The organism is Streptomyces atriruber, assembly GCF_001418325.1.
Lineage (GTDB): Bacteria > Actinomycetota > Actinomycetes > Streptomycetales > Streptomycetaceae > Streptomyces > Streptomyces atriruber.
Map to the genome: position 1 here is coordinate 1 of NZ_LIPN01000223.1, position 11,189 is coordinate 11,189.

Below are 11,189 nucleotides of genomic sequence, written 5' to 3' on the forward strand. Positions count from 1 at the left end.
CGCCCGCCCCGGCCCTCGGACCCGGACTCCAGGGTTTTCACGGTCGCCCCTGCCCGCGCGCGGGGCCAAGGTATACCCACGGTCGCGGAACCGCGGCGGACCTGAAAACACCGATGGGGGAAAAGAGATCCGGTGACCGGACGTACTACGGGGGTGTACGAACGGGTGGTCCGCTCAGGATCGGGGGAGCGACCGTCGCGAGGGCGGGGGACGGGGGTGCCCGACGGCACCCCCGCTCGGGTGCGGAACGGCTCCGTGAACGGGCGCGCTCCACTGCTGCCGTCGAGGCTGTGGGTCGCTGGGCGACAGCGTGCGGTGAGCCCGGAATCCGGGCGGTTCAACCCCGGCGGTTCGGTCGACGACCGGACCGCCTACGCCCTTGTCGTACGCAGTCGCCGCGCACCCGGAGGGCCGCGGGCCGTGCTGAAGCCGAGGAGAGCCGTGCTGAACCCGAGGAGAGATGACGAACCCCGACCCCGCTGAACAGCCCGCCCTTCCTGACCGGCACGACCGGCACGACTGGTACGAGCGGTCGGGCGTGCGCAGCGGCCCGCACCGAACCGTGACCGGCCCGCTGGACCCCGCGACCCGGTTCTTCCCGCCCCGCCTGGTGCCGTACTGGAGCCACCCCCTGGTCGGCGCGCTGCCCGACCGGCGCCGCCACGAACTCCTCGCCCGGCACCTGTACCACTACCTGACGTTCACGGCCCACTTCGAGACCCGCGTGGTCAACCGTGCCGCCGAGCGCATCGCGGACGGCCGGACCGGCCTCGCGCTGCCCGCCGCGGTGCGCCTGGACGCGTACCGCATCTACTGCGACGAGGGCTACCACGCCCTCGCCGGTCTCGACGCCGTCGAGCAGATCGCCGAGGCGACGGGCATCCCGCCGCTGCCCTACGCCTTCGACCCCTTCCTGCGCCAGCTCGACGGCATCGGTTCGGAACTCCTCGCGGGCGAACCGGTGCTGGCGCAGCTGCTGCAGGTCGTCGTCGCCGAGACGCTCGCCCCCTCGGCCCTGGAGGAGGTGCCCGAGGACCGCGCGGTGCTGCCCCTGGTGCGGGACGTCGTCCGCGACCACGCGCAAGACGAGGGCCACCACCACACGTACTTCTCCCGCTTCTTCGAGCGGCTGTGGGGCGACCTGCCGACGCCGCTCAGGCGGCGCGTGGCCCGCTGTCTGCCCGGACTGATCGGCGCCGCGCTCTCGCCCGACCTGCGGGCGGTGGGTGCCGCCCTCACTGTGGCGGGCCTCGGGCCGGACTCCGTGCGGCAGGTCATCGCCGAGAGCTACCGCACCCGGCGGAGCGAGGGCGACCTCCGGGTCACGGCACGCCGTACCGTCCGGCTCTTCCGGAACACCGGAGTGCTCGAAGAGCCGTGCGCGGCCGAGGCGTTCTTTGCCGCGGGGCTGCTCAGCGAGGCGCCGGACCCGCCGCCACCACCGTCCGCACGGGACGGACGATGACACGCCCGGCCGCGGCTCCCTCGCGCGGCGCCCCGCCCCCGGTCCCCGAGACCGGCCTGTTCTCCCTGGCCGACCTGCCCGTGGAGACGGTGACCCGGCTCGCGGAGCGGACCGTGGAACTGCACCACGACCGTGCCGCCCACGCGCGGCCGCTGGCCGGAGCCGCGGTCGGCGTCCTGTTCGCCCGCCCGTCCACCCGTACCCGGACCGCCTTCACCGTGGCGGCCGTCCGTCTCGGCGCCAGCCCCGTCGCCTACGGACCGGGCGAACTCCAGCCGACGACCGGCGAGTCCGTCGAAGACACCGGGCGCTCCCTCGGCAGCATGCTGGACGGCCTCGTCGCCCGCCCCGACGGGACCCTGGACGACCTGCGGCGGCTCTCCCGCCACGGACACCTGCCCGTGGTCAACGCGATGACCCCGGAGGAACACCCCTCCCAAGGGGTCTGCGACCTCGCCACGTTGCGGCTGACCCTGGGGAGCCTGGACGGGCTGCGGCTCCTGTACGTGGGGGAGGGCAACGCCACCGCGACGGCGCTCGCGCTCGCCCTGTCCGGCATCTCCGGCTGCGAGGCCACCTTCGCCTGCCCGCCCGGATACGGGCTGCCCGCCGCCCTCCTGGCGACGGCCGGGAAGCGCGCCGCCCGCACCGGTGCCACCCTCACCCTCCGGGACTCGGCCCGATCCCTGCCGACCGGCGTCGACGTCGTCTACACGACCCGCCGGCAGACCTCGGGCGGCGGCAGGCCCGACGCCGCCTGGCGCGACCGGTTCCGGCCCTTCCACGTCGACGAGGAGTTCCTGACGCGCCGCCCCGGCGCCCTGTTCCTGCACGACCTGCCCGCGCACCGCGGCGAAGAGGTCTCCGGCGCGGTCCTCGACGGCCCGCGGTCGGTGGCCTGGACGCAGGCGTCGATGAAGCTCGACGGTGCCATGGCCGTCCTCGAATGGGCCCTGGGCGAGGAGGACCCGCACGGTCAGGCGTCGGGGACGCCCGCGTCCCCCGACACCCCGGCCGTCTCGGAGGCCTCCGAGGCCTGAGCGAGCAGACGGACCAGCTGCGCCCTGCGGTGCACCCCGTCGAGCTTGCGGTAGATGTTGCTCAGGTGGAACTCGACGGTCTTGACGCTCAAGAAGAGCCGCTCCGCCACCTCGTGGTTGGTCAGACCCCGGCCGACCACCAGCGCGACCTGCAGCTCCTGCGGGGTGAGCCGTTCCAGGGGTGCCCGCTCGGGCCGCACTTCGGTGCCGCCCGCGGCGTGCAGCTCGGCCGCCACCCGCGCCGCCCAGCCCGCCGCGCCGAGCCGCTCGAACGTGGCGAGGGCCCGCTCCAGGAGGCGCCGCGCCTCGCTCCGCCTGCCCTGCCTGCGTAGCTGCTCGCCCCACGCGAACTCGGTCCGCCCCCGCTCGAAGGGCACCGGACGTTCGGACAGCAGCGCCAGGGAGCGCCTCATGTGCCGCGACGCGGCCTCCGGGTCCCCGGGTTCGAGCAGCCCGCGGCAACGGGCCGCCGCCCCCGCGGTGACCGGGCGGTGTCCGCGGCCCGCCTCGTACTCCAGGACGTCCAGGACCTCACGTGCCTCGTCGGTCCTGTGCAGATGGACGTACGCGTCCGCGAGGTCCGCCGCCCACGTCAGATACAGGCCGTCGCCCCGCCCGTGGCGCTGCGAGAACGCCCGTACCTCCTCCAGGTGGTGCACCGCCTCCTCGAACCGGCCGAGGCCGAGCTCCAGCAGGCCGAGCCCGCCGAGCGCCCGCGCAGCGTCCATCGGCAGTTCGGCGGAGCCCGCCCATTCCATGGCCTTCGCGGCGTGCCGTCGGCAGTCCTCCTCGCGGTTCAGGGCGGCCTCGGTCTTGACCAGGGCGGCGAGCCCGCGCGACACCTCGATCAGCTGCCCGCTGGCCTCCGCGAGCCGCACCGCCTCGTCGGCGTGGGCGAGCGATGGCGTCCAGCGGCCCCGCCAGAACTCCACGACGGACAGCGTGCACAGCAGGTGCGAGAGCAGCCCCACCGCGCTGGAACCGCGCGCCGTGTACGCGGCCCGGTCCAGCATGCCGTGCGCCTCGTCGAGCTCCTCGGCCGCGAGGTGGCACAGGCCGCCCACCCCGGCGAGCGGGTACGGGAATGCGGGGTCGGGCGAGGCGAGGGGCTCGGCCAGCTCGCGCAGGAGCGCGCGGCCCGCCTCGGCGTCCCCGCCGAGCAGCAGCACCAGGGTGCGCAGCAGACGCACGGGCAGCAGGGTCTGGTGTGCCGAGTCGGCGAGTTCCATCGCCGCGGCCGAGGTGCCGCGGGCCGCGGTGAGGTCACCGACGGCCAGTTCGGTGAGCGCGATGCCGCCGAGCATGACCGCGGCGAGCGCCGGGTCGACCTTCTCCGCCTCGTCGACGGCCGACCTCAGCAGCTCGCGCGAGCGCGTCGGGCGGCCGCGCTGGACGTCCAGATAGCAACGGAGCTGGCGGATGTCGAGCTGTGTGCCGAGCTGTTCGGCGTGTTCCAGGGCGCGGTCCAGGATCGCGGCCGCCTCGTTCAGGGAGCCCGCGGCCTGCGAGGCGCGGGCCGCGCACAGCAGCCGCTCCGCCTTGCGCTGCCCCTCCGGGGTGAAGCGCGCGGCCCGTTCGTAGAGCCGGGAGGCGAGCGGGTAGGCGAGGGTCTCGGGGGCGCCGGATGCGGCGTTCTCCAGGAGGGACGCGACGTGTTCGTCCGGCTCGGCGCCGGAGGCGGCCAGATGCCAGGCGTACTGCTCCAGGGCCGGGGCGGTCGCTCCCTGCAGGGAGCGTGCGATGGCGTGGTGGGCGCGGCGCCTGCGCACGGGGGTCGCGCCGTGGTAGACCGCCGAGCGCACCAGCGGGTGCCGGAAGGCGTATCCGTCCCGCTCCTCGACGACCAGGCCCGCGTCCTCCGCGGCCTCCAGCGATTCGTAACTGAGGCCGTGCGCGCGGAGCGCCGCCTCGGTGCCCGCCAGCGGCCGGGTGCCGAGGACGGCGAGCAGCAGCATCGCGTCCTGCGCCTCGGCGGGCAGCCTGGCCACGGCGCTGCCGAAGGTGTGGGCCAGCATCTCGCCGATGGGCAGGGGCGCTCCGGAACCGCTGTCGTCGTCGGCGCCGCTGCCCGCGAGGAGGGCGGGCAGTTCGATCAGCGCCAAGGGGTTGCCGCGGGCCTCCGCGAGCAGCCGGGCCGCCTCCTGCTCGGTGAGCTGGGCGGTGCCCTCCTCGGCGATCAGGCGGTGCGCGGACTCGGGGTCGAGACCGGTGAGGGTGAACGTCTCGACGGAGGCGAGCCTTGAGGCGGCCTCCTCCAGTTCCTCGCGGGCGGTGAACAGGACGACGACGCCCTCGCGGCTCAGCCTGCGGGTGGCGAAGGCGAGCGCGTCCAAAGAGTACGGGTCGAGCCAGTGCGCGTCGTCCACGGTGACCAGGACCGGGCCCTCCTCGGCGAGCGCGCCGAGCAGACTGAGCGTGCCCGCGGCCACCGCGAAACGGTCCTGTGCGACGGCGGGCCCGAGCGCGAGCGCGCCGGTCAGCGCGGCGCCCTGCCGGTCCGGTATGCGGTCCAGGAAGTGCAGGACGGGGCGGAGCAGATCGGCGAGGCCCACATAGGGCAGGTCGGACTCGACCTCGACGCCGCGCGTGCCGAGCCGCAGCAGGTCGTCGGCCTGCTCGGCGACGTAACTGACGAGGCTGGTCTTGCCGATGCCGGCTTCCCCGCGAATGAGCAGGGCGCCGCTCTCGCCCCCGCGAGCCTTGTCGATGAGAGCGAGAAGACGAGCGCATTCCGCGGAACGCCCGAGGAGCATGCGTAAAGCTTACCGGCGGTACGACACTTCGGAGCGGTGCGGAAGGGAACGTATCTCTTCTTCTCGGGCCGCGCCTCTGTCAACCGTCGACGCCCCTCGCTACCCTCCGCGCATGATTCCCACGGTGGTCTGGGGCACCGGCAACGTAGGCCGTGCGGCCGTGCGTGCCGTCGAGGCCCATCCCGATCTCTCCCTCGCGGCCGTACTGGTGCACAGCCCGGCGAAGGTCGGCCGTGATGCAGGTGAACTGGCAGGTCTGGGAAGGCAGTTGGGGGTGGCTGCGACCGATGACGTCGCGGCGGTCCTCGCCGCCCGGCCGCGGGCCGTGGTGTACGCGGCCTCCGGCGACCTGCGCCCCGACGAGGCGCTCGCCGACATCGTCGGGGCGGTGCGGGCGGGCGCCGTGGTCGTCACGCCCGCGCTGTACGCGCTCTACGACCAGCGCGGCGCGCCACCGGAGTTCAGGGATCCGGTGCTCGCGGCCGTCGCGGACGGCGGCGGCTCGCTGTTCGTCTCCGGCGTGGACCCCGGCTGGGGCAACGACGTGCTGCCGCTGCTGGTCAGCGGGCTCGGCTCCACCGTCGACGCGATCCGCTGCCAGGAGATCTTCGATTACTCGACGTACGACCAGGAGGACGCGGTCCGCAACCTGATCGGCATGGGACACCCGATGGAGTACGAGCCGATGATGCTCGCCCCCTCCGTCCCGACCATGGTGTGGGGCGGGCAGATCAGGCTGATGGCCAGGGCGCTCGGCGTGGAACTCGACGAGATGCGCGAGACGTTGGACCGGCGGGCGCTCGACGCCACGGTGCGCACGCGGACCATGGGGGAGTTCGCCGCGGGCACCCAGGGCGCGGTGCGCTTCGAGGTGCAGGGCATCGTCGGGGGCGAGCCCCGCATCGTCATCGAGCACGTCACCCGCATCCACCCGTCCTGCGCGCCGGACTGGCCGACCCCGCCCGACGGCGGCGACGGCGCTCACCGCGTGATCGTCGAGGGACGCCCGCGCATCGAGGTCACGGTGGAGGCCACCGACGAGGGCGAGAACCGCTCCGCGGGCGGCAACGCCACGGCGGTGGGCCGCCTGGTGAACGCCGTCGACTGGCTCGTGGACGCCGAACCGGGCCTCTATGACGCGCTCGACGTCCCGCTGCGCCCGGCAGCGGGGCGACTGGGAAGGAAGTGACCCATGAGTGGTTCCCTGCGCATCGACATCCCCGAGGGACAGGACGCGATCCCGTACGTGTGGGGCGACATGGTCCCGGGGATAGGGGCGGCGGCATCCAACTTCTCGCTCGCGGTGTACGCCCACACGACCCTGGGCCTGCGCGAGTTCGAGGCCGCGCGGTTGCGCGTCGCCCAGATCAACGGCTGTGTGTTCTGCCTGGACTGGCGGACCGAGCGCGACGGGGAGAAGGTCGACGAGGACTTCGCGGACGCGGTGACCCAGTGGCGCACCACTGACTCCTTCGATGACCGCACGAGGCTGGCCGCGGAGTACGCCGAGCGGTACGCCCTGGACCATCACAACCTGGACGACGCGTTCTGGGCGCGGATGACCGCGCACTACAGCCAGGCCGAGATCGTCGAACTGAGCATGAGCATCGGGTCGTGGCTCGCCTTCGGCCGGCTCAATCACGTGCTCGGCCTCGACACGGTGTGCGTGCTGCCCAAACCCTGACCGCGTGCGGAACGGTGCTCGTGGGACGGAGCGGTGCTCACAGGTCGGTCGCGATGACCTTCTCGATGTTCCGTTCGGCGAGTGCCGTGATGGTGACGAACGGGTTGACGCTGGTGTTGCCGGGGATCAGGGCGCCGTCGATGACGTAGAGCCCCGGATAGCCCTGCAGGCGGCCGTAGTTGTCGGTGGCCTTGCCGAGGACCGCACCGCCCAGCGGGTGGTACGTGAGGTGGTCGCCCCAGATCTTGTACGTGCCGAAGAGGTCGGTCCGGTAGATCGTGCCCTCCTTCGCGTTGATCTTGTCGAAGATCGTCTTGGCGGCGTCGATCGACGGCTGCTTCCAGGCGGTCTGCCAGTTCAGTTCGGCCCGGTTCGCCGCGGCGTTCCAGGTGAACTCGGCGCGGTGCGGGTTCTTGGTGATCGAGAGGTAGAACGAGGCGTACGTCTCGATCCCGGTGGGCAGCGGGGCGACCTCGGCGAAGGCGCCGCCCGCGGTCCAGTTGTCGATGCCGGCCGTGGGGATGGACGACTGGAGCTTGCCGGTCGCGTCCCACATGTGGTTGGCGCGGCCGCACATGACGTTGCCGTTGTCGCCCCAGCCCTTGCCCACCTCGCCGTTGAGGCGGGGAAGTGCGCCGGTGGCCTTCAGCTTGACCAGGAGCTTGCTGGTGCCGACGCTGCCCGCGGCGAAGAAGACCTTGTCGGCGGTCACGGACTTGGTGGCGGTGGTGGTGCCTTCGGTGTCGATCTGGTCGATGGTGACCGTGTAGCCGCCACCGGCCGCCGGGGTGACCGAAGTGACCCTGTGCAGCGGTGAGACGGTGACGCGCCCGGTCGCCCTGGCGCGGGCGAGATAGGTCTGCTGCAGGGACTTCTTGCCGTAGTTGTTGCCGTAGAGGATCTCGCCCGCCAGCGCCGACTTGGGGACGGTGCCCGCCTGCTCCTTCGCCATGTAGTCCCAGTCGTACACGTCGGGCACGAAGACGAACCCGAAGCCGGAGCGCTGTGCGTGCTTGCGGCCGACACGCGCGTACTGGTAGCACTCGGCGGTCTCGAACCAGGCGGGATCGATGGTGTTCACGCCCAGCCCCGCGTTGGCACGCGGGTAGTAGGTGCCGTACATCTCGCCCGCGTCGACCGTGGGCAGCACGGCGCCGAAGTTCTCGCGCTTGGGCGTGACCGCCATGCCGCCGTTGACCAGCGAGCCGCCGCCGACGCCGCGGCCCTGGTAGACGGTGATGCCGCCGAACTCCTCGGCGTCCAGGATCCCGGTGTGGCGCGGGACGTTCTTGTCGAGCGGGAACCCGAGGAAGTTGCTGATGGGCTGCTTGGTCTTGGTGCGGAGCCAGTAGGAACGGATGTCCGGGCTCGTGGTGTTGGCGAAGATCTTGCCGTCGGAGCCCGGGGTGTCCCAGGCCTTGCCCATCTCGATCATGTGGACGTCGACGCCCGCCTCGGCGAGCCGCAGGGCGGCGACGGAGCCGCCGTACCCGGAGCCGATCACCAGGGCGGGGACGGCGGCGCCGTCGGCGATGGGGTCCGCCGAGGCCGCCGCGAGCTCCCTGGCGTGTGCCTGGGTGGCGTGTCCCGCGAGGGCGACGGCGCCAAGAATAGAACTCGTTCCTGCGACAAATCTTCGACGTGACAGGCCGTCAGAAGCAGGGCTACGCTTGGGTGTAGTGCTCATGTGACCTTCCTCACTCTTGGCTGAATCGAAACGAGTTCTACTGCGCGCCGCGTGGGAAGTCACGCCATACCAAAAAGTAACTTCTGTCCGATCCTGCACCCCTCGTGGTGGCCGGTCACACCGCCGGGAGCACAACCATGGTGCTCCGCCATATACGCCACTGATCTGCGGTTTCCTACCTTGTGCCGGTACGGAAGCGTCCCCGCAGAACTCCTGGAAGTGGTGCACATGGCCTCGCAAGGAACCGCTCCGCCCGCCCGCGCCGGAATCGTCCGCATCGTGGCCGCGAGCCTCGTCGGCACCACCATCGAGTGGTACGACTTCTTCCTCTACGGCTCGGCCGCCGCGCTGGTCTTCAACAGCCTCTTCTTCCCGTCGAGCGACCCCCTGGTCGGCACGCTGCTCTCCTTCCTCACCTACGCGGTGGGCTTCGCGGCACGCCCCCTGGGCGGAGTCGTCTTCGGGCATTACGGCGACCGGATGGGCCGCAAGAAGCTGCTCGTCATCAGCCTGCTGATGATGGGCGGCGCCACCTTCGCGATGGGCCTCCTCCCCACCCACGCGACCATCGGCGTCGGCGCACCCGTCCTGCTCACCGTGTTGCGCCTGGTCCAGGGCTTCGCCCTCGGCGGCGAATGGGGCGGCGCCGTCCTGCTGGTCTCCGAGCACGGCGGCGACAAGAGCCGCGGCTTCTGGGCCTCCTGGCCCCAGGCGGGCGCCCCCGGCGGCAACCTGCTGGCCACCGGCGTCCTCGCGCTCCTCGCCGCCGTCCAGTCCGAGGAGGCCTTCCTCGCCTGGGGCTGGCGCGTGCCGTTCCTGCTCTCCGGGGTGCTCGTGATGATCGGCCTGTGGATCCGCATCTCCGTCACCGAGTCACCCGTCTTCCTGGAGGCCCGGCGCGAGGCCGAGGCGGCCGCGGCTGCCGAAGGGGCCGAGGAGCAGCCGCCCGTTGTCGAGGTGTTCCGCAAGAGCTGGCGCGAAGTGCTCACCGCGATCGGTACCCGGTTCGGCGAGAACATCTCCTACTACATCCTCACGGCCTTCGTCCTCGTCTACGTCACGGTGCACCTCGACCTGCCCAAGAGTGACGCGCTCAACGCGGTGCTCATCGGGTCCGCGTTCCACTTCGTCACCATCCCGCTGTGGGGCGCCCTCTCCGACCGCATGGGACGTCGCCCGGTCACCCTCATCGGCGCGCTCGGCATGGCGGGCTGGGCCTTCGCCTTCTTCGCGCTCGTCGACTCCCGCTCCTTCCCGGTCATTTCGCTCGCGGTCACCGTCGGGCTGCTCTTCCACGGTGCGATGTACGGGCCGCAGGCCGCGTTCATCTCCGAGCTCTTCGACACCAAGGTCCGCTACTCGGGCGCCTCGATGGGCTCTCAGCTCGCGTCCATCATCGGCGGGGCGCTCGCCCCGATCATCGCCGTGGAGCTGCTCAAGGACTACGACTCCGCGCTCCCCGTCGCCCTCTACATGAGCGCGGCCGCCGTCGTCACCGCCGTCACCGTGCACTTCGCCAGGGAGACCAGGGGACGCGACCTGACGGCGGACGAGACCGCGGCGCCCGCACCCCACCCGGCACCGGAACGCGAAGGCTCCGTCCCCCTCGGCGGCTGACCCCGCGCCCCGCGACGGCCCGTACCGGATCCCGCGCAGGCCATCGACCGCACCCATCCCGCCGGGAGACCATCGCCCCATGCTCCCCACCACCAAGGGCGCGGGCCACGCCGAACCCCAGGCGGGCCTGCGCAGCCTGCTCGACCTGCTGGACCGGGGCGCGCCCGCCGAGGACTTCGCGCGCCCCGCGGCCCGCGCCCGTGAGGCCGGCGCCACCGCCGACGGCCTCACCGCCCTCGACGAGGCCACCGACGTCGCGCTGCGCATCCACCGCACCCTCGGCACGCACCGCCGCCGCGAGGCCGAACTCACCGCCCTGTTCGACACCGCGAGCGACCTGGCCGCGCTGCGCGACCCGGACGCCGTGCTGCGCGCCATCGTGCGCCGCGCCAAACTGCTCCTCGGCACCGACGTCACGTACCTCTCGCTCAACGACGAGACCGCGGGCGACACCTACATGCGGGTGACGGACGGCAGCATCGCGGCCGCCTTCCAGCAGCTGCGGCTCGGCATGGGGGAGGGGCTCGGCGGCCTCGTCGCGCAGACCGCACGGCCCTACGTCACCGGTGACTACCAGCAGGACCCCCGCTTCCACCACACCGACGCCATCGACAGCGCCGTCCTCCAGGAGGGGCTCCGGGCGATCCTCGGCGTGCCGCTGCGCCTCGGCTCGCGCGTCATCGGGGTGCTGTACGCCGCCGACCGCGCGGCCCGCGAGTTCGCGACCGAAGAGATCGTGCTGCTCTCCTCCCTCGCCGACCACGCCGCCATCGCCATCGACGGCGCCCGCCTGCTGGAGGAGACCCGGGCCGCGCTCGTCGACCTCAACGCCGCCACCGAGACCATCCGCGCGCACAGCAGGGCCATGCGCCGCGCCGAGCAGGCCCACGACCAGCTCACCGATCTCGTGCTGCGCGGCGGCGGCGCCGACGAGGTCGCCGAC

Annotated in this window: 8 protein-coding genes; 6 read left to right on the plus strand and 2 right to left on the minus strand. The window is 72.5% G+C overall.

Features of this window, described 5'->3' with window-relative positions:
* Window positions 1-460 precede the first annotated feature (460 nt).
* A complete protein-coding gene (locus tag AOK03_RS22950; protein ID WP_055567216.1) occupies window positions 461-1,465 on the plus strand; it encodes a diiron oxygenase in 1,005 nt (334 codons plus the stop codon).
* Window positions 1,462-2,505 carry an ornithine carbamoyltransferase gene (locus AOK03_RS22955; RefSeq protein WP_063792552.1) on the plus strand — a complete coding sequence of 348 codons (1,044 nt, stop codon included), beginning with the start codon at window positions 1,462-1,464 and terminating at the stop codon, window positions 2,503-2,505. Before AOK03_RS22950 ends, AOK03_RS22955 begins: the two co-directional genes overlap by 4 nt.
* Here the strand turns inward: AOK03_RS22955 and AOK03_RS22960 are convergent.
* Window positions 2,442-5,258, minus strand: a complete 2,817-nt coding sequence (locus tag AOK03_RS22960; protein ID WP_055567217.1) for a helix-turn-helix transcriptional regulator — start codon at window positions 5,256-5,258, stop codon at window positions 2,442-2,444. The genes AOK03_RS22955 and AOK03_RS22960 overlap by 64 nt on opposite strands.
* 112 nt (window positions 5,259-5,370) lie before the next feature.
* Here AOK03_RS22960 and AOK03_RS22965 point away from each other — a divergent pair, with 112 nt between their 5' ends.
* Both AOK03_RS22965 and AOK03_RS22970 read left to right on the plus strand, forming a co-directional pair.
* The gene (locus AOK03_RS22965) at window positions 5,371-6,447 is read left to right on the plus strand and encodes an NAD(P)H-dependent amine dehydrogenase family protein (RefSeq protein ID WP_055567218.1); all 1,077 of its coding nucleotides are present in this window, start codon (window positions 5,371-5,373) and stop codon (window positions 6,445-6,447) included.
* Window positions 6,448-6,450: 3 nt separating this feature from the next.
* Entirely contained in the window at window positions 6,451-6,942 is a 492-nt protein-coding gene (locus AOK03_RS22970; RefSeq protein ID WP_371934701.1) for a carboxymuconolactone decarboxylase family protein, read from the plus strand.
* A gap of 37 nt (window positions 6,943-6,979) precedes the next feature.
* Here AOK03_RS22970 and AOK03_RS22975 read toward each other — a convergent pair whose 3' ends face one another.
* Window positions 6,980-8,629 carry a GMC oxidoreductase gene (locus AOK03_RS22975; RefSeq protein WP_208609580.1) on the minus strand — a complete coding sequence of 550 codons (1,650 nt, stop codon included), beginning with the start codon at window positions 8,627-8,629 and terminating at the stop codon, window positions 6,980-6,982.
* Window positions 8,630-8,857: 228 nt separating this feature from the next.
* Between AOK03_RS22975 and AOK03_RS22980 the strand changes: the two genes are divergently transcribed.
* The gene (locus tag AOK03_RS22980; RefSeq protein WP_055567219.1) at window positions 8,858-10,246 is read left to right on the plus strand and encodes an MFS transporter; all 1,389 of its coding nucleotides are present in this window, start codon (window positions 8,858-8,860) and stop codon (window positions 10,244-10,246) included.
* Window positions 10,247-10,325: 79 nt separating this feature from the next.
* A partial coding sequence (locus AOK03_RS22985; RefSeq protein WP_055567220.1) for a GAF domain-containing protein occupies window positions 10,326-11,189 on the plus strand: 864 nt, incomplete at its 3' end.

Excerpts from the sequence above, each read along its gene's own strand:
- AOK03_RS22950 (WP_055567216.1), top strand. The coding sequence starts at position 461 with ATGACGAACCCCGACCCCGCTGAACAGCCCGCCCTTCCTGACCGGCAC.
- AOK03_RS22955 (WP_063792552.1), top strand. The coding sequence starts at position 1,462 with ATGACACGCCCGGCCGCGGCTCCCTCGCGCGGCGCCCCGCCCCCGGTC.
- AOK03_RS22960 (WP_055567217.1), bottom strand. The coding sequence starts at position 5,258 with ATGCTCCTCGGGCGTTCCGCGGAATGCGCTCGTCTTCTCGCTCTCATC.
- AOK03_RS22965 (WP_055567218.1), top strand. The coding sequence starts at position 5,371 with ATGATTCCCACGGTGGTCTGGGGCACCGGCAACGTAGGCCGTGCGGCC.
- AOK03_RS22970 (WP_371934701.1), top strand. The coding sequence starts at position 6,451 with ATGAGTGGTTCCCTGCGCATCGACATCCCCGAGGGACAGGACGCGATC.
- AOK03_RS22975 (WP_208609580.1), bottom strand. The coding sequence starts at position 8,629 with ATGAGCACTACACCCAAGCGTAGCCCTGCTTCTGACGGCCTGTCACGT.
- AOK03_RS22980 (WP_055567219.1), top strand. The coding sequence starts at position 8,858 with ATGGCCTCGCAAGGAACCGCTCCGCCCGCCCGCGCCGGAATCGTCCGC.